The sequence below is a fragment of the Actinomadura opuntiae genome (assembly GCF_030283205.1).
Lineage (GTDB): Bacteria > Actinomycetota > Actinomycetes > Streptosporangiales > Streptosporangiaceae > Spirillospora.
Map to the genome: position 1 here is coordinate 9109 of NZ_JASNWF010000019.1, position 23328 is coordinate 32436.

Consider the following 23328-nt stretch of genomic DNA (forward strand, 5'->3'; position numbering starts at 1 on the left):
CTTTCACTGCTTTCCGAGCGTTCGGTCGTTGACGTGGAGTTTGTCGAGCTTGGCGGCGAGCACGGCGCCCATCTCGGCGGCCGGTCCGGGCTCCAGCAGGAAGTGGTGCTCGACGTCCAGGGGGTAGTCCTCGATCTGCCCCTCGACGAGCGGACCCCAGTTGGACGGGCCGGTCGGCGAGTCGGGGGTGCGGCCCTGCAGGGCGGTGAAGAACACGACGTCGCCGCGGTACCGGCCGGGCCGGTACCGCTCGGCCTGGTGGAGCCCGTTCTCGTAGTTGCGGTAGACGTTGACGAGGTCGTCCTCGCGGAGGGTGGCGAGGGCGTCGTCGCGTTCGGCGAGCACCGCCATGATCTGGGCCATGTCGGGGTTGCCGTCGTCGGCGACCATCTTCGCGTCGATCCCGATGGACTCCAGCAGCTCCGGCAGGATCTCCCGCTTCTCCGACTCCAGGTCCTGGCTGTGGTAGGCGTCGATGAGCGCGAGCAGCCCGACGCGTTCGCCGGCGGCCTGGAGCCGGACGGCCATCTCGTAGGCGATGAGGCCGCCGAGCGACCAGCCCACGAGGTGGTACGGCCCGGACGGCTGCACGCTCCGGATCTGCTCGATGTAGTCCTGCGCCATCTCCTCGACCGAGCCGGGCAGCTCGGAGCGGGTGAACGCGCTGCCCTGCAGGCCGTAGACGGGCTGGTCGGGGCCGAGGTGCCGCTGGAACTGCAGGTAGCTCCAGGCGAGCCCGCCCGCCGGGTGGACGAAGAAGACCGGCGGCCGGGTCCCGGTGGTGCGGATCGGCAGCAGGATCTCGAAGCCGAGCCGGTCCTCGGGCTCGCCGGCGTGGACGAGCGCCTCGACGGTCTGGTGGGTGAACACGTCGCGGGGGGTGAGCTCGATCCCGGCCTGCCGGGCGCGGGTGACCAGCTTCAGCGCGGCGATGCTGTCGCCGCCGAGGTCGAAGAAGCTGGCGTCGGCGCCGACCCGGTCGAGGCCGAGGACGTCCGCGACGATCCGGCAGAGCGCCTCCTCCTCGGGCGTGGCCGGGTCGCGTCCGGCGGAGGCGGCGTAGTCGGGCGCGGGCAGGGCGCGCCGGTCGAGCTTTCCGTTCGGGCCGACGGGGAAGGTGTCGAGCCGGACGAACGCGGCGGGCACCATGTACTCCGGCAGCCGCGCCGCGACGAACTCCTTCAGCTCCTCGGTGTCCGGGGCGATGACGTAGGCGACGATGGTCTTGACGCCGGGGGCGTCCTCGCGGGCGACGACGGCGGCGTTCGCGACGGCCGGGTGCGCGGTGAGGACGGCCTCGATCTCGCCCAGCTCGATCCGGAACCCGCGGACCTTCACCTGGAAGTCGACCCGGTCGACGTACTCCAGGGTGCCGTCGGGGCGGTGCCGGACGAGGTCGCCGGTCCGGTACATGCGGGTCCCGGGCGCCCCGAACGGGTCGGGCAGGAACCGCTCCGCGGTGAGGGACGCGCGCCGCAGGTAGCCGCGGCCGAGCCCGGGACCCGCGATGTAGGCCTCGCCGACCACGCCTGGCGGGACGGGCCGCAGCCCCTGGTCCAGGACGTACACGCGCCGGTCGTCCATCGGCCGGCCGAGCAACGCGGTCGTCTCGGACGGGTCGGCGAGCCGCGCCCGCTGCCGGTCGACGGTGGTGTAGGTGGTCGCCTCGGTGGGGCCGTAGACGTTGCCGACCTCGGTGTCGGGGCACGCGGCGAGGACCTTGCGGATCGCGGCCGTCGACCCGGCCTCGCCGCCGGTGAGGACCTCGCGGAGCCCGGCGAACGCCCGCGGCCGCTCGTCGGCGACCAGGTTGAACAGCGTGGTGGTGATGAACAGGCCGGTGACGCCGTGCGCGCGGGTCAGCTCCTCGATCGCCTCGCCGGTCAGGTGGCCGGGGGGCGCGACGACGACGGCGCCGCCCTGCAGCAGCGGCGTCCAGATCTCGTAGACGTGCGCGTCGAACGCGTGCGGCGAGTGGAACAGCACCCGCTCGTGGGCGCCGCCGCGCAGCTCCCCGTCGGTGGCGAGGCTGACCGCGTCGCGGTGGCGGAGCATGACGCCCTTCGGCACGCCGGTCGAGCCGGAGGTGAACAGCACGCAGGCGAGCTGCTCGGGATGGCACGGGACGTCCGGGGCCGTGGCGGGCTGCGCGGCGGTCTCCGGGTCGTCGTCCAGGACCAGCACGTGCGCGGCGGTGCCGAGGCCGGCGACGCGGCCTCGCATCGCGGTGTCGACGAGCAGGACGGGCGCGTCGACCTCGGCGACGGCCCACGCCGTCCGCTCGGGCGGGTAGGCGTGGTGGATCGGCGCGTAGGCGCCGCCGGCCTTCAGGACGGCCAGGGACGCCACGACGGTGGAGGCCGACCGCTCCAGCAGGACGGCGACGGGCGTCTCGCGGCGGACGCCGAGCCCGACCAGCCGGTGCGCCAGCCGGTTCGCGCGCTCGTCCAGCTCCGCGTAGGTGAGCGACTCCTCCCCCGCGGCGACGGCGACGGCGTCCGGGGCGGCGGCGAGCTGCTCGGCGAAGCGGCCGGTCACGGTGCCGGGCCTGCGCTGGGTGTCCGGGCCCTGCCAGGCGCGCTGGACGAGGTCGCGCTCGTCGTCCTCCAGCACGTCGATGCGGCCGAGCGGCAGGTCGGGGCGGTGGGCGACGGACTCCAGGATGCGGACGAACCGGCGCATCAGCCGCTGCGCCTCGTCCTCGCCGAACAGGTCCGTGCGGAAGTCCAGCCGCAGCGACAGGCCCGCCTGGCCCGGCACGGCGGCGAGCGCCAGCGGGTAGTGCGAGGCGTCGTAGCCGTCGACGTCGTGGAGGGTGAGGCCGCCGAGGTCGGTGCCGGCGGCGTCGGGGTCGAACGGGTAGTTCTCCAGGACGGTCATCGTGTCGAACAGCGGGCCGGTGCCGGCGAGCCGCTGGATGTCCGACAGGCCGAGGTGGTGGTGCGCCATCAGCGCGGCCTGCTCGTCCTGCAGGCGGGTGAGCGCCGCGGCGACGGTGTCGCCGGGCCGGACCCGCACCCGGACCGGCAGCGTGTTGATGAACAGGCCGATCATCTGCTCGACGCCGGGCAGCTCGGGCGGGCGCCCGGACACGGCGGCGCCGAACACCACGTCGCCGGAGCCGGTGAGGCGGCCGAGCAGGGCGCCCCAGCCGAGCTGGAGCACGGTGTTGAGGGTGACGCCCTGGGCGCGGGCGCGCGCCGACAGCGCCGCGGTGAGGTCCTCGGTGAGCCGGATCCGCACCCGTCCGGGCGCGGCGGCGCCGGAATCCGAGGGGCCGCGCTCACCGGCGCCGGGCGCGACGAGGGTCGGGCCGTCGACGCCGTGGAGCGCGCGGCGCCAGGCGTCCTCGGCGGCGGGCCGGTCCTGCGCGGCGACCCACGCGAGGTAGTTCTTGTACGGGGTGACGCGCGGCATGCCGGTGTCGTCGCCCCCGGCCAGGTACAGCGCGAACAGCTCGGTCTGCAGGACGGGCGTGGACCAGCCGTCCAGCAGGATGTGGTGGTTGGTGAACACCATCCGGTGCAGGCCGTCCGCCAGCCTGATCAGCAGGAAGCGCAGCAGCGGCGGCCGGGCCATGTCGAACGGGCGGGTCCGCTCGGCCTCGGCCAGCTCCCGCGCCCGCGCGTCCCGCTCGGCCGCGGGCAGCCCGGTCAGGTCGGCGTCCCGCCACGGCAGCCGGACGGTGCGGTGCACGACCTGGACGGGCGAGCCCTCCTTGCGCTGCCGGAACCCGGCGCGCAGGTTGGCGTGCCGGCGCAGCAGGGTCGCGGCGGCGGCGCGCAGCGCGTCCGCGTCGAGGGGGCCGCGCAGGTCGAACGCGATCTGCGCGGTGTAGACGTCGTGCCCCGAGTCGTAGAGGGCGTGGAAGAACAGGCCCTGCTGCAACGGGGACAGCGGGAGGATGTCCTCAAGCTGCGACGTGGTCAATCCAGCTCCCATTCACCGTCGAGTTCGGCGGCGAGTTCGTCGATCTCGTCCTGGCTGACGTCGACCAGGGACAGGTCGGAGGGGGTGAACCCGCCGACGGGCCCGTCGGCGGGCGCGTCGAGGACGTGCGCGACGAGGCCGCGCAGCGCCGCGAACCAGCGTCCGGCGAGGTCGCGGACGGCGTCCTCGCCGAACAGGCCGCCCGCGTAGGTCCAGGTGGCGCTCAGCTCGGGGCCGCCGGGCAGGTCGCGGGTGTGCGCGTTGACCTCGATGGCGTGGACGAGGCCGAGCGCGCCGTCCTGGCCGCCGCCGAGCGCCCCGGCGTCGGCCTGGCCGGCGGGCCCCCAGTCGGTGGCCTCGGGCACGGCGGACCGGCCGAGGTAGTTGAACGCGATCTGCGGGTGCGGGCGCCCGCCGAGCCGCCGCGCGGCGGCCGGGTTGAGGTGGCGGAGCAGCCCGTACCCGATGCCGTTGTCGGGGATCTCCCGCAACTGCTCCTTGACCCGTTTCAGGGCGGTGCCGACGGCCTGGCCGCCCTCCCGGACATCGCCGGGCTCCAGACGGCCGGCGTCCAGCCGCACCGGGTAGATGGCGGTGAACCAGCCGGCGGTGCGGGACAGGTCGACGCCCGGCACGATCTCCTCGCGGCCGTGGCCCTCCAGGTCGATGAGCACGGCGGTGTCGTCGGAGACGCCCCGGTCTCGCCGCCATTCGGCGACGGCGAGGGCGAGGCCGGTGAGCAGGACGTCGTTGGCGCGGCCGTGGAACGCGGCCGGGACGTCGGTGAGCAGCGGCCCGGTGACGTCGGCGGGCAGGTCGAGGGTGAGGTGCCGGGCCGTCGCGAACGTGTCGGCCTTCGGGTCGAGCGGGCGGGCGCCGAGGACCGGGTCGGGGGTGGCGAGGACGTCCTCCCACAGCGGCAGTTCGGCGGTGCGGGACGGGTCGGACGCCTCGGCGACCAGGCGCTGCGCCCAGCGGCGGAACGAGGTCGGGACCGGGTCGAGCGTCCCGCCCGCCCAGGCGGTGACGAGGTCGGGCAGCAGGATCCGCCAGGACACGCCGTCCACGACCAGGTGGTGCAGCGTCAGCAGGAGGCGGCCGGACGCGGCGGGTCCCGCGTCGAACCACACGAGCTGCGCCATCATGCCGGCCTCGGGGTCGAGGCGGTCGCGGGCGGCGCGGGCGTGCTCGGCGAGGACGGCGCGCAGCGCGTCGCCTTCCAGGCCCGTCACGTCGACGCGGTGGACGAGCGGCGCCGCGTCGACCGCGCCCGGCTCGGCGACCTCGAACTCGCCGTCGCGCACCCGCAGGCGCAGGACGTCGTGGTGATCGAGCAGCGTCTGGAGCGCGGCCGCCAGCCGGTCGACGCCGAGGTCCGGCGGGACCTGGAGCAGCATCCGCTGGCTGTAGCCGGAGACGGGGCCGTCCAGTTCCTGGAACCAGCGCATGATCGGGGTGGCCGGGATCTGGCCGACGCCCGCGCCGGGCGGCTCGGCCTCGACCCGCTCGTCCTCGCCGACCGGCCGCGCGACCGCGGCGAGGTCCTCGACGGTCTGGTGCTGGAAGACGTCGCGGGGCGTGATGACCAGGCCCGATTGCCGGGCCCGCGACACCAGCTGGATCGCGATGATCGAGTCGCCGCCCAGGTCGAAGAACCCGTCGTCGACACCGACCCGCTCCAGGCCCAGCACCTCGGCGAACAGGCCCGCGAGGGTCTCCTCCTCGGCGGTGCGCGGCGCCCGCGACGACGCCTTCGCCGAAAAGTCGGGCGCGGGCAGCGCCTTGCGGTCCAGCTTGCCGTTGGCGGTCAGCGGGATCGCGTCCAGCTCCACCACGGCGGCCGGGACCATGTAGTCGGGCAGGTCCCGGCCGGTGAACGCGCGCAGCTCGGCGGGATCGGCCTCGCCGGTGGTCACGACGTAGGCGACCAGGCGGTCGTCGCGGACGACCACGGCCGCGTCCGACACCGCCTCGTGCCTGGTCAGCGCTGACTGGACCTCGCCCGGCTCGATACGGAAGCCGCGCAGCTGCACCTGCTGGTCGCTGCGGCCCAGGTATTCGAGGGCACCGTCGCCACGCCAGCGGCCGAGGTCGCCGGTGCGGTACATGCGGGTGCCGGGGGCGCCATGCGGGTCGGCGACGAACCGCTCGGCGGTCAGCGCCCGCCGGTTGAGGTAACCGCGCGCCAGGCCCGCGCCCGCGACATACAGCTCCCCGACGACGCCCGGCGGGACCGGCTGGAGACGGTCGTCCAGAACGTAAACGCGCAGGTCGGGGATGCCGATGCCGATGACGCTGCCGGGCGCGGTCGCGGCGTAGGCGCGGTCCAAGGCGATGTACGAGACGTGGACGGTCGTCTCGGTGATCCCGTACATGTTGACGAGCGTCGGCGCGTCCTCGGGACGCCGCGCGTACCAGTCTTCAAGCCGGCCGAGGTCGAGCGCTTCGCCGCCGAAGACGATGTACCGCAGCGCCAGCTCGGTGCCCGGGTTCGCCTTGTCGGCCGCCATCAGCTGGTAGAACGCCGACGGCGTCTGGTTCAGAACCGTCACCCGCTCGTCGACCAGCAGCTTCAGGAACTCATCCGGCGAACGCGACGTCAGGTACGGCACGACGACGAGACGCCCGCCGTGCAGGAGCGGCCCCCACAGCTCCCACACCGAGAAGTCGAAGGCGTAGGAGTGGAAGAGCGTCCACACGTCGTCGGGCCGGAAGTGGAACCACTCTTTGGTGGAGCGCAGGAGCCGGACGACGTTCTGGTGCGGGATGACGACGCCCTTGGGGCGTCCGGTCGATCCCGAGGTGTAGATGACGTACGCGGGGTGGTCGGGCGAGATCGCCACGTCCAGGTTCGCGTCGTCGTAGCCGAACGCATCGAGGTCGTCCGGGCCGAGGGCCAGGACGGGCGCGGCGTCCTCGACCATGTACTTGATCCGGTCGTCCGGGTAGGTCGGGTCGATCGGGACGTAGGCCGCCCCGGCCTTCAACACCGCCAGGATCGCCACGACCAGATCCGCCGAACGCGGCAGCTTCAACGCCACGAACTGCTCAGGCCCAACACCCTGCTCGACCAGGCGACGCGCCAACCGGTTCGCCCGCGCATTCACCTCGCCGTAGGTCAGCGACACACCCTCGAACGTCACCGCCACCGCATCCGGACGCACCGCAGCCTGCGCCTCGAACAACACCGGAATCGTCGACCGCTCCACCTCGGGCGCCTTGCCGCCCGCCCACTTGCGCAGGATGGTGCGGCGTTCCGAACGTTCCAGGATCTCGGCGGTGCCGATCGGCGCGTCGGGGTCGGCGAGGAGGTCGCGGACGAGCCGCTCGAACCGTCCGGCGATCGCGACGGCCGTGCCGGGGTCGAACAGGTCGAGGGCGTACTCCAGACCGGCCTCGATCCCGGCGGGCGCGCCGTCGCCGGCGTGCCGTTCCTCCAGGTAGAGGGACAGGTCGTACTTGGCGGCGCCGGCGGTCAGGGGTTCGGCGCCGCCGGTCGTCCCGTCCAGTTCCAGCCGTGCCTCGGGGTTGTTCTGGAACGACAGCGCGACCTGGAACAGCGGGTGCCGGGCCATCGACCGGGTCGGGTTCAGCACCTCGACGAGCCGCTCGAACGGCAGGTCCTGGTGGGCGTAGGCGGCGAGGTCGGTCTCCTTGACCCGGGAGATCAGCTCGCGGAAGGAGGGGTCGCCGGAGGTGTCGGTGCGCAGGACGAGCATGTTGACGAACATGCCGACGAGGTCGTCCAGCGCCTCGTCGGTGCGGCCCGCGATCGGCGACCCGATCGGCACGTCCGTGCCCGCCCCGAGCCGGGTCAGCAGCGCGGCGTAGGCGGCCTGCATGACCATGAACAGGCTCGCGCCGCTCTCGCGGGCGAGCCGCAGCAGGCCCGCGTGCAGGTCGGCGTCCAGCTCGAAGGCGTGCGTGCCGCCCCGGTAGGACGCCTCCGCCGGGCGCGGCCGGTCGGCGGGCAGATCCAGTTCCTCGGGGAGCCCGGCGAGCGCGTCGCGCCAGTAGGCGATCTGCTGGGAGATCAGGCTCTCCGGGTCGTCCTCCGAGCCGAACAGCTCGCGCTGCCAGAGGGTGTAGTCGGCGTACTGCACCGGCAGCGGCGCCCACTGCGGCGCGCGGCCCTCCGCGCGGGCCGCGTAGGCGAGGATCACGTCGCGGGCCAGCGGCGCCATCGACCAGCCGTCCGCCGCGATGTGGTGCAGCACCATCGCCAGGACGTGGCCGCCGCCGTCGAGCGCGAACAGCCGGGCCCGCAGCGGCGGCTCCACCGACAGGTCGAAGCCCCGCCCGACCTCGGCGGCCAGCGCGGCCGGCAGCGCCGCCTCGCCGGTCGGGACGACGTCGAGGCGCGGCCGGGCGGCGGCCGGGTCCAGGACGAGCTGGCGGGCGCTGCCGGACCCGTCCGGGAAGATCGTCCGCAATGACTCGTGCCGTTCGACGACGTCGGCGAGGGCGGCGCGCAGCGCGTCCAGGTCCAGGGCGCCGTCCAGCCGCAGCGCGACCGGCATGTTGAAGGTCGCGGACGCGCCCTCGAACCGGTTGAGGAACCACAGCCGCTGCTGCGCGTACGACAGCGGCACGACCTCGGGGCGTTCGGCGCGCACCAGCGGCGGCCGCACGGTCCCGCCCGCCCCGGCGAGCCGTTCGGCGAGGCCGGCGACCGTCGGGGCCTCGAACAGCGCCCGGACGGGCAGCTCGGCGCCGAGCGCGGTGCGGACCTTGCCGACGAGGCGGGTCGCGGTGAGCGAGTCGCCGCCGAGGTCGAAGAACCCGTCGTCGACGCCGACGCGCGGCACGCCGAGGATCTCGGCGAACAGCCCGCACAGGATCTCCTCCTGCGGCGAGCGCGGCGCGCGGCTGACGGACGCGCCGCCGCCGGGCGCGGGCAGCGCGGACCGGTCCAGTTTCCCGTTGACGGTCAGCGGCAGCGCGTCCAGCACGGTGAACGCGGGGACCATGTAGTCGGGCAGCCGCTCGGCCGCGAACCTCCGCAGCGCGGCGACGTCCAGGGCCTCGGGCAGGGCGGCGGGCACGACGTAGGCGGCGAGCCGCCGGTCGCCGGGACGGTCCTCGCGGACGACGACGGCGGCCTGCGCGACGCCGTCGAACGCGGCGACGACGTTCTCGATCTCGCCGGGCTCGACCCGGAAGCCGCGGATCTTGACCTGGTCGTCGGCGCGGCCGAGGTACTCGACCGTCCCGTCCGGCAGCCACCGGGCGAGGTCGCCGGTGCGGTACATGCGGTCGCCGGGGGCGCCGAACGGGTCGGCGACGAACCGCTCCGCCGACAGCGACGGGCGCCCGAAGTAGCCGCGCGCGAGCTGCGCGCCCGCGAGGTACAGCTCGCCGGGGACGCCGGGCGGGGCGGGCTGGAGCGCGGCGTCCAGCACGTAGGCGCGGGTGTTGCGGTGGGGCGCGCCGATGGAGACCCGCTCCGCCCGCGCGACGACCTGGTTCATCGTGTCGATCGTCGACTCGGTCGGGCCGTAGAGGTTGCGGGTGGTCACGCCGGGGAGCTCGCGCAGGTCCGTCCAGAGGCCGTCGCTGAAGGCCTCGCCGCCGAGGAGCAGGTGCGTGGGCAGGTGGCGTCCGTCGTCGCTGAGCAGGCCCGCTTCGCGGAGGGAGGCGAAGTGCGACGGCGTGGTGTTGACGAGGTCGATGCGCGCGCGAGCCACGTATGCGGTGTACGCCTCGACGTCGCGGCGGGTCGCGTCGTCGATGAGGTGCAGCTCGTGGCCGTGCATCATCCACAGCAGGCCGTGCCAGGAGGTGTCGAACGAGAACGACGCGAGGTGCGCGAACCGCATCCGGCGGCCGCCGGCCGCCTCGACCGCCGGGTCGATGAACGCGTCCCGGTGCGCCTCGTAGTAGTTCAGGACGCCGGTGTGCGGGATCGTCACGCCCTTCGGCCGTCCCGTGGAGCCCGAGGTGTAGATGACGTAGGCGGCGTTGGCGGAGCGCAGCGGCCGGACCCGCTCCGCATCGGTCGGGTCGTGCGCGGGCCGTCCGGTGCCCTGCGGGAAGTCGCCGGCGGTGATGGTGAGGGCGGGACGGCAGTCGTCCAGCATGTAGGCGATGCGGTCGGCTGGGTACTCGGGGTCGATCGGCACGTACGCGGCGCCCGCCTTCAGCACGCCGAGGATCGCCACGACGATCCCGGGAGTGCGGGGCAGGACGATCGCGACGCGGTCCTCCGCGCCGATGCCGCGCGCGATCAGCTCGTGCGCGAGGCGGTTGGCGCGCTCGTTCAGCTCGGCGTAGGTGAGGGCCGTTCGGTCGCAGACGAGCGCGATCTCGTCCGGCGTGCGGGCGGCCTGGGCCTCGAACAGGGCGGGGAGGGTGCCGGCCGGGACGCCGGCGGACGTGTCGTTCCAGCGCGCCAGGGTCGCGCGCTCCTCGTCGCTCGCCAGGCCGACGGCGCCGATGAGCTGCGACGAGTCCTCGGCGAACGCTTCGAGGAAGCGGCGGACGCGGGCCAGCAGCGCCTCGACGACCTCGTGCTCGAACACGTCGGGCCGGTAGTGCAGCCGCAGCGACAACCGGTCGTCCGGGACGGCGACGAACGACAGCGGGAAGTGGGTCGCGTCGTAGGAGTCGGCGGCGGCGATGCGGACGCCGTTCAGCGAGCCGTCCAGCATGGCCGGGTCGAACGGGTAGTTCTCCAGCACCGTCATCGTGTCGAACAGCGCGCGGCCGTGGCCCGCGACCCGCTGGATGTCGGTGAGGCCGAGGTGGTGGTGGGCCAGCAGCGCGGTCTGCTCCTCCTGGAGCCGTTCCATCAGCGCGGCGAGGGACTCGTCCGGGCGGTGCCGGACGCGGATCGGCAGCGTGTTGATGAACAGGCCGATCATCTGCTCGATGCCGGGCAGCTCCGGCGGGCGGCCGGAGACGGTCGCGCCGAACACGACGTCGTCGCTGCCGAGGAACCGGCCGAGGACCAGGCCCCATGCGCCTTGGAGGACGGTGCTGAGCGTGACGCCGTGCCGGCGGGCCGCCCGGGAGAGGCGGCGGGTCGTCCGCTCGTCCAGCTCGGCGATGGTGCGCTCCGGCGGGCGCGGCGCGCGGTCGGCGGCCTCCGGCGCGACGAGGCTCGGCTCCTCGACGCCTTCGAGGGCGCGGCGCCAGGCCTCCTCGGCGGCGGCGCGGTCCTGCTTCGCCAGCCACGCGAGGTAGTTCTTGTACGGGGTGACGCGCGGGAAGCCGGTGTCGTGGCCGCCCTGCACGTACAGCATGAACAGCTCGGTCGCCAGGATCGGCGTGGACCAGCCGTCCAGCAGGATGTGGTGGTTGGTGAGGACGAGACGATACTGCGCCGCGCCCGTCCGGACCAGGACGAAGCGCAGCAGCGGCGGCGCGGTCATGTCGAAGCCGCGCGCCCGCTCCCGCGCCACGATCGCGTCGGCCTCGGCGGCGTCCGCCGCGTCGGTCTCCTCCCACGGCAGCTCGACGGTGCGCGGGACGACCTGGACGGGCCGCGACAGGTCCTCGTGCCAGAACGCCGCCCGCAGGTTGGAGTGCCTGCGCAGCAGCGTCTCGGCGGCGGTCCGCAGGGCTCCGGCGTCGAGCGGCCCGTCGAGGTCGAGGACGAGCTGCGCGGTGTAGACGTCCCGGCCGGACGCGCCGTCATCGGCGCCGGTGCCGCCATCGGTGCCGGTCTCGGCGTCGAACAGCGCGTGGAAGAAGAAGCCCTGCTGCAAGGGAGACAGCGGCAGGATGTCCTCGAGGTCCCCCCGGTTCACGTCTGCTTCCTCCAGGCGCTCTGCAGCTTGTCGATCTCGCTCTGATCCAGGTCCACGAGCAGGTCGGACGGGGTGAACCCGCCGGCGGCGCCGTCATCGCCGGCGGCGGCGACGTGCGCGACGAGGCCGCGCAGCGCGGTGAACCAGGCGTCGGCCAGCTCGCGGACGGCGGCCTCCTCCAGCAGCCCGCCGGGCCACGTCCACGTCGCCGACAGCACCGGGCCGCCGGCCGCGTCGCGGGTGACCGCGTTGATCTCCAGGACGTGCGCGACCGGCATCCGCGGGTCCTCGCCTGCGGGAGTCTCCTCCGGCGCGAGCGTCCAGTCGCCGTCCCCGTCGCCGGGCGCGACGCGGCCGAGGTAGTTGAACGCGATGGGCGCGGCGGGCGGCTCGGCCAGCTCCTCGGCGGCCTCGCCGCCGCCGTACCGCAGCAGGCCGTAGCCGATGCCGCCGTCCGGAATGGCCCGCAGCTGCTCCTTCACCTTCTTGATGGCGGTGCCGACGGAGGCGCCGCCGTCGCGGACCTCCGCCCAGTCGACGGTGCCCGCGTCGAGCCGGACGGGATGGATGGAGGTGAACCAGCCGGCCGTCCGGGACAGGTCGACGCCCGGCACGACGTCCTCGCGGCCGTGGCCTTCGAGGTCGATCAGCACGTCGGTGCCGCGTCCCGCGCCGTGGTGGCGGCGCCACTGCGCGACGGCGAGGGCGAGGCCGGTGAGCAAGACGTCGTTGGCGCGGCCGTGGTAGGCGGCGGGCACGTCGGTGAGCAGCGGGCCGGTGACGTCGGCGGGCAGGTCGACGGTCAGCGACCGGGCGCGGGCGGCGATGTCGACGCGCGGGTCCAGGGCGCGCGGGGCGAGCCGCTGCGGCGGGCCGTCCACGATGTCGAGCCAGTCCTCCAGCTCGTCCTCGCGGTCGGCGGCGGTGGCGGTGAGCCGCTGCGCCCAGCGGCGGAACGAGGTCGGGACCGGGTCGAGCGCGCCGCCCGCCCAGGCGGTGACGAGGTCGGGCAGCAGGATCCGCCAGGTGACGCCGTCCACGACCAGGTGGTGCAGGACGACCAGGAGGCGGCCCTGGTCGTTGCCCGCGTCGAACCAGACGAGCTGCGCCGTCATCCCGGCGACCGGGTCGAGGCGTTCGCGGGCGGCGACGGCCTGCTCGCCGATGACCACGGCGCGCTTCTCGGCGTCGAGGCCCGCGATGTCCACCCGGGTGACCAGGGCGGCGGCGTCCACCGTGCCGGGCTGCCGGACGACCGGCTGCCAGCCGCCGTCCTCGACGTCGAGGCGGAGCCGGAGGACGTCGTGGTGGTCCAGGACGGCCTGGAACGCGGCGGCGAGCCGGTCGGCGCCGAGCGCGGGCGGGGTGCGCAGCAGCATCGACTGGTGGAAGCCGCTGATGAGCGTCGCGTCGCCGTCGACCCGGTCGCGCAGCCAGGCGACGATCGGCGTGACGGGGATCGGCCCGACGCCCGCGCCGGGCGCCTCGGCCTCGACCCGCTCGTCCTCGCCGACCGGCCGCGCGACCGCGGCGAGCTCCTCGACGGTCTGGTGCTGGAAGACGTCGCGCGGTGTGATGACCAGGCCCGACTGCCGGGCCCGCGACACCAGCTGGATCGCGATGATCGAGTCGCCGCCCAGGTCGAAGAACCCGTCGTCGACACCGACCCGCTCCAGGCCCAGCACCTCGGCGAACAGACCCGCGAGGGTCTCCTCCTCGGCGGTGCGCGGCGCGCGCGACGACGCCTTCGCGGAGAAGTCCGGCGCGGGTAGCGCCTTGCGGTCGAGCTTGCCGTTGACGGTGAGCGGCAGCGCGTCCAGCTCCACGACCACGGCCGGGACCATGTGGTCGGGCAGGTCGCCGCCGGCGAATTTGCGCAGGTCCGTCGGGTCCACCGGCGCGGAGGCGACCACGTAGGCGACCAGGCGGTCGTCGCGGACGACCACGGCCGTGTCCGACACCGCCTCGTGCCTGGTCAGCGCGGACTCGATCTCGCCCAGCTCGATACGGAAGCCGCGCAGCTGCACCTGCTGGTCGCTGCGGCCGAGATATTCGAGGCGGCCGTCGTTCAGCCACCGCCCGACGTCGCCCGTGCGGTACATGCGGGTGCCGGAGGCGCCGTGCGGGTCGGCGACGAACCGCTCGGCGGTCAGCGCCCGCCGGTTGAGGTAGCCGCGCGCAAGGCCCGCGCCCGCGACATACAGCTCCCCGACGACGCCCGGCGGGACCGGCTGGAGACGGTCGTCCAGAACGTAAACGCGCAGGTCGGGGATGCCGATGCCGATGACGCTGCCGGGCGCGGTCGCGGCGTAGGCGCGGTCCAAGGCGATGTACGAGACGTGCACCGTGGTCTCGGTGATCCCGTACATGTTGACGAGCGTGGGCGCGTCCTCGGGATGCCGCGCGTACCAGTCTTCGAGCCGTCCGAGGTCGAGGGCTTCGCCGCCGAAGACGATGTACCGCAGCGCCAGCTCCGTACCCGGGTTCGCCTTGTCGGCGGCCATCAGCTGGTAGAACGCCGACGGCGTCTGGTTCAGAACCGTCACCCGCTCGTCGGCCAGCAGCTTCAGGAACTCATCCGGCGAACGCGACGTCAGGTACGGGACCACGACGAGACGCCCGCCGTAGAGGAGCGAGCCCCACAGCTCCCAGACGGTGAAGTCGAACGCGTACGAGTGGAACAGCGTCCACACGTCGTCCGGCCCGAAATCGAACCACTCTTCGGTGGAGCGCAGCAGGCGCACGACGTTCTGATGCGGCACCACGACGCCCTTGGGCCGCCCGGTCGAACCCGACGTGTAGATGACATACGCGGGGTGGTCGGGCGAGATCGCCACATCCAGGTTCGCGTCGTCGTAACCGAACGCATCGAGGTCGTCCGGGCCGAGGGCCAGGACCGGTGCAGCGTCCTCGACCATGTAGGCGATCCGGTCCTCGGGATAGTCCGGGTCCATCGGCACGTAGGCCGCCCCGGCCTTCAACACCGCGAGGATCGCCACGACAAGCTCCGCCGAGCGCGGCAGTTTCAACGCCACGAACTGCTCGGGGCCCACACCCTGCTCGACCAGGCGGCGCGCCAACCGGTTCGCCCGCGCATTCACCTCGCCATACGACAGCGACACACCCTCGAACGTCACCGCCACCGCATCCGGACGCGCCGCAGCCTGCGCCTCGAACAACGCCGGAATCGTCGACCGCTCCGCCTCGGGCGCCTTGCCGCCGGCCCATTCGCCGAGGATCAGGTCGCGCTCGGCAGGGTCGAGGACGGCGGCGGCGCCGATGGGCGCGTCGGGGGCGGTGAGGAGTGCGGTCAGGATCCGCTCGAAGCGGGCGACCAGCCGCTGCGCGGTGGCCGGGTCGTAGAGGTCGAGCGCGTACTCCAGCTCGCCGTCGAGGCCGTCCTCGCGCTCGGTGAGGATCATCAGCAGGTCGAACCGGGACACCCCGGCGTGCAGCGGCTCCACCTCGGCGGTGAACCCGGGCATCTCCAGCCGCGCCTCGGGGTTGTTCTGGAACGTCAGCCCGACCTGGAACAGCGGGTGCCGGGCGAGGTGCCGCGGCGGGTTGAGGACCTCGACGAGGCGCTCGAACGGGACGTCCTGGTGGGCGTAGGCGGCGAGGTCGGTCTCCTTCACCCGCGCGACCAGCTCGCGGAACGTCGGGTCGCCGGAGGTGTCGGTGCGGAAGACCAGCATGTTGACGAACATGCCGACGAGGTCGTCCAGCGCCTCGTCGGTGCGGCCCGCGATCGGCGACCCGATCGGCACGTCCGTGCCCGCCCCGAGCCGGGTCAGCAGCGCGGCGAACGCGGCCTGGGCGACCATGAACGGGCTGGCGCCGGTGTCCAGGGACAGCGCGCGCAGCGCGGCGTGCACCTCGGGGCCGAGGCGGAAGCGGGCCGTCGCGCCCCGGTAGGACGCCTCCGCCGGACGCGGCCGGTCGGCGGGCAGCTCCAGCTCCTCGGGAAGCCCCGCCAGCGCGTCGCGCCAGTACGCGATCTGCTGGGAGATCAGGCTCTCCGGGTCGTCCTCGGAACCGAACAGCTCCTGCTGCCAGAGGGTGTAGTCGGCGTACTGCACCGGCAGCGGCGCCCAGTCCGGCGCGGCGCCGTCCGCGCGGGCGGCGTAGGCGGTGATGAAGTCGCGGGCGAGCGGCGCCATCGACCAGCCGTCGCCGCCGACGTGGTGCAGGAGCAGCAGCATGACGTGCTCGTCCGGCGCGAGCCGGAACAGGTGCGAGCGCAGCGGCGGCTCGGCGGAGATGTCGAAGGCGTACCCGGCGGCCATGGCCAGCCGCGACGGCAGCTCGGCCTCCGCGGTGGCGGTGATCTCCAGTTCCGGGCGGGCGGCGGCCGCGTCGAGCACCTGCTGGCGCGGCACGCCGCCGCTGTCCGGCAGGATCGTGCGCAGCGTCTCGTGCCGCTCCACCAGGTCGCCGACGGCGGCGCGGAGCGCGTCCACGTCGAGCGGGCCGCGGATGCGCAGCGCGATCGGCATGTTGTAGGTGGCGGACGGCCCCTCGAACCGGTTGAGGAACCACTGCCGCTGCTGCGCGTACGACGGCGGGACGGTCTCGGGCCGCTCGCGCGGCTCCAGCGCGGGGCGGCCCGGCGCGGCCTCCCGGCCGTCCAGCAGCGCGGCGAGCCCGGCGACGGTCGGCGCCTCGAACAGCGCGCGGACGGGCAGCTCGGTGCGCAGCACCCGGCGGATCCGGCTGACGACCCGCATCGCGATCAGCGAGTTGCCGCCGAGCGCGAAGAAGTCGTCGTCGGCGCCGACGCGGTCGAGGCCCAGCAGGTCGGCGAAGACGGCGGCGACGGCCTCCTCCCGCTCCCCGGACGGCGCCCGGTAGGCGGTCGCCGGGACGGCGGGGGCGAGGTCCGGCTTCGGCAGCGCCTTGGTGTCGACCTTGCCGTTCGGGGTGAGCGGCATCTCCTCCAGCACGACGACGGCGGCGGGCACCATCGACTCGGGCAGGTGCGCGCGGACGTGGGCGCGCAGCTCCTCGGGGTCGACCGCCGCGCCGGGCGCGGCCACGACGTAGGCGACGAGCCGCTTGACCGCCGGGCCCTCCGCGGGCTCGGCGACCTGGACGAGGGTGACGCCGGGCAGGTCGAGGCCGTCCACGGTGACGGCGGCGCGGGTCGCGGCCACCTGCTCGAGGATGCGCAGGTACCAGCCGGTGAGGCGCTCGGCGGTGCCGGCGTCGAACAGGTCCCGCGCGTACTCCAGGGTGCCGGCGAGGCCGCCGTCCGGGGCGTCCTCCAGCAGGAACTCCAGGTCGAACTTCGCGACGCCCGGGTCCACCGGCTCGACCGCGACGTTCAGGCCGGGCAGCTCGACCGACGGCTCGGGGTTGTTCTGCAGGGTCAGCATGACCTGGAACAGCGGGTGCCGGGCCAGCGACCGGACCGGGTTCAGCACCTCGACGAGCCGCTCGAACGGGACGTCCTGGTGGGCGTAGGCGCCGAGGTCGGCCTCCCGGACGCGGGCGAGCAGCTCGGCGAACGACGGGTCGCCGGAGGTGTCGGTGCGCAGCACGAGCGTGTTGACGAACACGCCGACCAGGTCGTCGAGGGCCTGGTCGGTGCGGCCCGCGATCGGCGAGCCGATCGGGACGTCGGTCCCGGCGCCGAGCCGGGTGAGCAGCGCGGCGAGCGCGGCCTGCAGCACCATGAACACGCTGACCTGGTGGCCGCGGGCGACGGCGCGCAGCCCCTCGTGCAGGTCGGCCGGGACCTCGAAGGCGGCCCGCCCGCCCCGGTAGGAGGCGCGCTCGGGGCGCGGCCGGTCCAGCGGCAGGGCGATCTGGTCGGGAAGCCCGACGAGGGCGTCCTTCCAGTAGGCGATCTGGCGGGCGGCGAGGCCGTCCGGGTCGTCCTCGGAGCCGAGCAGCTCGCGCTGCCAGAGGGCGTAGTCGGCGTACTGCACCGGCAGCGGCGCCCACTCCGGCGCCTTCCCGTCGCTGCGCGCCAGGTAGGCGGTGATGACGTCGCGGGCCAGCGGCGCCAGCGACCAGCCGTCGCCGGCGATGTGGTGCAGGACGAGCAGCAGCAGATGCTCGTCCGTGCCCGCCTCACCCGTGCCCAGCCGGTACAGGTGCGCGCGGACGGGCGGCTCGGACGCCAGGTCGAATCCGCGCGTGGCGTCGGCGAACAGCGTCCCGAACAGGTCGCCCGGGTCGGCGTCGCCGACCGTCAGCGGCGGGTCGGCGTCGGCCGGGTCCAGGATGATCTGGACCGCTTCGCCGTCGGCGTCCCCGAAGACGGTGCGCAGCGACTCGTGCCGGGCGACGACGTCGCGGAGCGCGGCGCGCATGGCCTCGACGTCGAGCGCGCCGGTCAGCCGGAGCGGGATCGGCATGTTGTAGGTGGCGGTGCGGCCTTCGAGCCGGTTGAGGAACCAGAGGCGCTCCTGCGCGTGCGACACCGGCAGCGGGTCGGGCCGCTCCATCGGCCGCACCGCCGGGCGCCGGGCGTCCGTCGCGGACGCGGCGATCCGCTCGGCGAGGCCCGCCACGGTCGGCGTCTCGAACAGCGCCCGGACGGGCAGCTCCACGTTCAGCGCGGCGCGGGCGCGGGCGACGACGCGGGTGGCCTTCAGCGAGTCGCCGCCGTGGTCGAAGAAGCCGTCGTCGACACCGACCCGGTCCACGCCGAGGACGTCGGCGAAGATCCCGGCGAGGATCTCCTCGCGGGCGTCGCGCGGGCCCCGCGCGGACTCCGGGGCGGCGAGGTCGGGCTCGGGCAGCGCGGCCCGGTCGAGCTTGCCGGCCGGGTTGAGCGGCATCGCGTCCAGCACCACGATCGCGGACGGCACCATGTAGCCGGGCAGCGTCCGCCCGACGAACTCGCGGAGGGCGGCGGGCTCGGGCGGGCCGCCCGCGGCGCCGACCACGTAGCCGACGAGGACGGTGTCGCCGGCGGCGTCGCGGCGCGCGACGACGACGCTCTGCGTCACGCCGGGGTGCGCCGCCAGCGCCGCCTCGATCTCGCCCAGCTCGATGCGGAAGCCGCGGACCTTCACCTGGTGGTCGAGGCGGCCGAGGTACTCCAGGTGCCCGTCGCCGATCCAGCGGACGAGGTCGCCCGTCCGGTACATCCGCTCGCCGGGCCCGCCGAACGGGCAGGCCACGAACCGGTCGGCGGTCAGCGACGGGCGGCGCAGGTACCCGCGCGACAGGCCCGTGCCGGCGATGTACAGCTCGCCGGGGACCCCGACCGGGACGGGCCGCAGCCGCGCGTCCAGCACGTACACCCGGGTGTTGGCCAGCGGCCCGCCGATCGGCGCGACCGCGGCGGGGTTCCCGTCGTCGAACCAGCCGGTCACGACGACCGTCGTCTCGGTGGGGCCGTAGATGTTGGAGATCCGCGCGTCCGGCAGCAGCGCCCGGACGTCCTTCAGCAGCCGCGGCGGCAGCGCCTCGCCGCCGAGCGCCATGTCCTGCACCTCGAGCCGGAAGTCGCCGCGTCCCAGCAGCGCCGACATCGCCGACGGCACGCCGCCGATCAGCGAGCCCGACCAGCCGCCGCGCTCGGCGACCTCGAGGAGGTCGCGGACGACCTCGATCTCGCCGCCGGCGGTCAGCGGGACCAGCCATTCGAGCACCGACAGGTCGAAGTTCAGCGACGTGGCGAACAGCACGCGGCGCAGCCGGTCGGCCCCGTAGGCCGCGAGCGACCGGGCGTGGAAGCCGGCGAAGTTCTCGTGCGAGATGGGGACGCCCTTCGGGCGCCCCGTCGAGCCCGAGGTGTAGATGATGTAGGCGAGGTTGCCGGGGCGCAGCGGCCGGACGCGCTCCGCGTCGGTCACATTCTCCCCGGGGAGGTCGTCGAGCGCGAGGGCGTCCAGCTCGACCCGGGGGGTGCCGGCGGGCAGCTCGCCGGAGCGGGTGGTGATGACGCAGGCGGGGCCGGCGTCGGCCAGCATGTAGGCGACGCGGTCTGGCGGATAGGTCAGGTCGATCGGCTGGTAGGCGGCGCCGGCCTTCAGCACGGCCAGCGCGGCGACGACGAGGTTCTCGTCGCGCGGATGGGCGAGCGCGACGAAGTCGTCGGTGCCGACGCCGCGCGCGATGAGGTGCCGGGCCAGCCGGTTCGCGCGCGCGTTCAGCTCGGCGTAGGTGAGGCGGGCGTCGCCGGCGATGACGGCGGTCCGGTCGGGCGTCCGCGCGGCCTGCGCCTCGACCATCTCCGGTGCGGTGCGGGGGTCGACCGGGTGCGCGACGTCGTTCCACCCGCGCAGCACCAGGTCGCGCTCGGCGCCGTCCAGCAGCTCCACGTCCCCGAGCGGCGTGGACGGGTCGACCTCGCCGAGCGTGCGCAGGAACCGGAGGTAGCGCTCCTGGTGCGCGGCGACCTGGTCCTCGGTGTACAGGTCGGGGTGCGCCTCGAAGTCGACGCGGATGCCGGCGCCGTCGAGGTTGTCGTAGATGTTGATCGCGAGGTCGTCGATCGGCCCGATCGTGAGGGCGTGCATCCGGGCCGGCAGGCCGGCGAAGTCGAGCCGGTAGTCGAACGCCATGATGTTGATGACCGGCCCGTACAGGCGGCGCCGCTCGCCGAGCAGCTTCAGGTCGCGCAGCAGGTCCTCGCGGCGGTAGCGCTGGTGGCGCAGCGCCCGCGCGCTCGCCCGCGTCGCGGCGCGGACCAGCTCGTCCACCGTCATGTCCGGGCGGACGTGCACGCGCAGCGGCAGGACCGTCGACAGCATCGCCGGCGTCTCCCTGGCGATCTGCGTGGTGCGGCCGCTGACCGCGAGGCCGAGGATGACGTCCTCGGTGCCGGTCATCCGCGCCACGTACGCGGCGGTCGCCGCGATCGCGAGGCCCTGCGTGGCGGTGCGCAGCCGCCGCGCGCCGGACGCGAGCGCCGCGGACTCCCGCGCCGGGACGACGGCGACGCGGCTGATGAAGTCGGCGGTCGGCTCGGCCATGTCGTCGGCGAGGCTCACCGCGACCGGCTTGTCGGCGAACCGCTCGGTCCAGTACGCGCGGTCCCGCTCGAACCGCTCCGACGCCCGGTACTCCTCCTCCTCGGCGAGGACCCGGCGGTAGTCGCCGAGTTCCGCCGGGACGTACTCGCCGCCGTTCGCCAGCGAGGTGTAGACCTCCGCGGCCCGGTGCATGATCAGCGGTCCGCTGTGGCCGTCCTGGATCGCGTGGTGGGTGCGGATGAACCACCGGTGCAGGACGGGCGACAGCCGCAGCATCGCGGTGACGAACAGCCGGTCGCCGTCCAGCGGCATCGGCTCGGCCATCCGCGCCTTCATCCACGCCCGCGCCGCCGCGTCCGGGTCGGGCTCGCCGGACAGGTCCACCAGGGGGACGGAGACGCTCGCGTCCGGGTCGAGCACCTGCCGCACCACCCCGTCCCGCTCGGCGAACCGGGCGTGCAGCGCCAGCACCTCGTGCGCGCCGATTCGCGCCACCCGGTCGAAGAGTTCGTGGTCGAGCGGGCCCTCGATCTCGATGTACTGCGCGATGTGGATCGGCGTTTCGGGCGCCAGCTGCTGCGCGTACCAGACGCTCTGCTGAGCGGCCGAAAGAGGGACGTACTCGGTGGACGACATCAAGTGCTTTCCCGGTCGAAGGGGGTTTGCTTTGTGCCAGGCATCGGCGCCCGGAAGGCGCCGGCGGGCGGAAATTCAAAGGAAATGACCACAGAACTGATCGGGCTGCTCCCCGTCCCCTTTCACCCGAGTCCCTTCCGGAACGCGGCGGTGCGCGGACCCCGAGGATCGACGCCCCGTGATCCCGCCCGTACAGAGCGCCGCCGCTTTCCGCCCTCGACCGGGACCCGCCCCGCGCCCCATCGTCCTACTCAGGAGTAGCGGGGCCACAGTTAACCAGCCTGTCACATGCCTCGCAATCCCCTCGAAAGTAGAACTTGACCCCGCCAATTGCTCACGGGAGTGACAAAAGAGCCGGTCACCGGCGGGGTGCGCCGCGCGCCCGACGCTCATCCGGTGACAAAGGTTGGCAACCCAACACGGACAATGCGATTACACAGCGTTATATGATCACCGTTTCCGACGCCCGGCGGCCGCGCCATCCGGCCGCGCTACCCGGCCGGGTACTCGTGCACGACGACCGCCGCGGCGCCCACCGCGGGGTGCCGCTGCAGCACCGCCTCGATCTCGCCCAGCTCCATCCGCACGCCGGAGATCTTCACCTGCCGGTCCACCCGCCCCAGGTACTGCAGGGTGGGGCGGTCCGCGCCGCCGGCCCCGGCGGGCAGCAGCCGCACCGCGTCGCCCGTCCGGTAGAGCCGGCCGGTCGGCGACTCCCCGAACGGGTCGCGGTAGAACGCCTCCCTGGTCCGCTCGTCGTTGCCCAGGTAGCCGCGGCCGACGGCGACGCCGCCGACGAACAGCTCGCCGGTCTCGCCGGCGTCGCACGCCGCCCACGTCCCGTCGTCCTGCGCCCGCAGGACGTACAGGCGCGCGTTCACGATCGGGACGCCGATGGGGAGCCGCAGCAGGTCCAGGTCCCCGGCGGTCACGGTGTGGTGGGTGACGTCGTCGGAGCACTCGGTGGGGCCGTAGGCGTTGAGCAGCCCGGCGTGCGGCATCGCCTCCAGCCAGCGGCGCGCCAGCTCAGCCGGCAGCTCCTCGCCGGTGGCGATCATCCAGCGAAGGCCGCCCAGGCTTCCTTCAGGGGCGTCGGGCAGGTCGTCCAGCAGGTGGCGGACCATGGTCGGGACCAGCTCGACGACGGTGATGCCCTGCCCGTCCACCGCGCGGGCGAAGGCGACCGGGTCGTGGCCGACCTCGTCGCCGATCACGTCGACCCGGCCGCCGACCAGCAGCGGGCACAGCATCTGCCAGATCGAGATGTCGAAGCCGAGCGGCGCGGTGAAGGCGACCACGTCGTCCCCGGTCAGCCCCAGGTCGACGATCTTCGCCCACAGGTGGTTGACCATCCCCTGGTGCTCGACGACCGCGCCCTTCGGCAGGCCCGTGGACCCGGAGGTGAACAGCACGTACCGGGGGCGGTCGAGCGCGTCCAGGCGCGGCGCGCCGGCCCAGGGCTCGCGGCCCGCCGCGTCGGCCGCCCGCAGCACCCGGCAGCCGGCCTCGGCGGCGCCCTCCAGCAGCGCCGGGGCGCTCTCCGCCTCGTCCGCGACGACCAGCACGGACGCGCCCGCCTGGTCGAGGACGTCGCGGACCCGGCCCGCCGGCCAGGTCTCGTCGGCGGGCACGTACAGCGCGCCGATCAGCTCGATGGCCAGGAACGCCGCGACCACCGCGGCCGAGCGCGGGCCGCCGACGCCGACCACGGTGCCGGGCTCGACGCCCGCGTCCTCCAGCAGCGCGGCCAGCCGGCGCGCCTCCCGGGCGAGCCCGCCGTAGGTCAGCGACCGGGCCGCGTCGGTCACCGCGGGCCGGTCCCGCTCGGCGGCGAACCGCTCCACCCGGGTGATCACCGGGTCGGCCAGGTCGACCTCGCGCTCGGACACCATCGCGTGCCGCGCCGCCAGCTCCCGCGCCCGCTCCGCCTCGGCGGCGGGCACGGCGAGGACGGGCAGGCCGTCCAGGGGCAGCAGCCGGTCCACGGCCGGGCCGCGAGCGCTCATCTTCACTCTCCGTGATGTCGTTCTGCTCCACCGTCATCGGAAAAGGAGCGGAGGTCATAGCTTATGTCCGGC

4 protein-coding genes are annotated in these 23328 nt (G+C 74.3%); all 4 read right to left on the minus strand.

Annotation, left to right across the window (positions count from 1 at the left end; all coding sequences use genetic code 11):
* Positions 1 to 3: 3 nt before the first annotated feature.
* Complete coding sequence (locus tag QP089_RS34790) at positions 4 to 3930, minus strand: non-ribosomal peptide synthetase (RefSeq protein WP_285917570.1); 3927 nt, start codon at positions 3928 to 3930, stop codon at positions 4 to 6.
* On the minus strand, positions 3927 to 11681 hold the full coding sequence (locus QP089_RS34795) for a non-ribosomal peptide synthetase (protein WP_285917572.1): 7755 nt from the start codon (positions 11679 to 11681) through the stop codon (positions 3927 to 3929). Before QP089_RS34795 ends, QP089_RS34790 begins: the two co-directional genes overlap by 4 nt.
* The gene (locus tag QP089_RS34800; RefSeq protein ID WP_285917574.1) at positions 11678 to 21250 is read right to left on the minus strand and encodes a non-ribosomal peptide synthetase; all 9573 of its coding nucleotides are present in this window, start codon (positions 21248 to 21250) and stop codon (positions 11678 to 11680) included. The genes QP089_RS34795 and QP089_RS34800 overlap by 4 nt, the downstream gene beginning before the upstream one ends.
* A gap of 491 nt (positions 21251 to 21741) precedes the next feature.
* Positions 21742 to 23256 (minus strand): amino acid adenylation domain-containing protein, encoded by a 1515-nt coding sequence (locus tag QP089_RS34805; RefSeq protein ID WP_285917576.1) that lies wholly within the window; start codon positions 23254 to 23256, stop codon positions 21742 to 21744.
* Between the last annotated feature and the right edge of the window lie 72 nt (positions 23257 to 23328).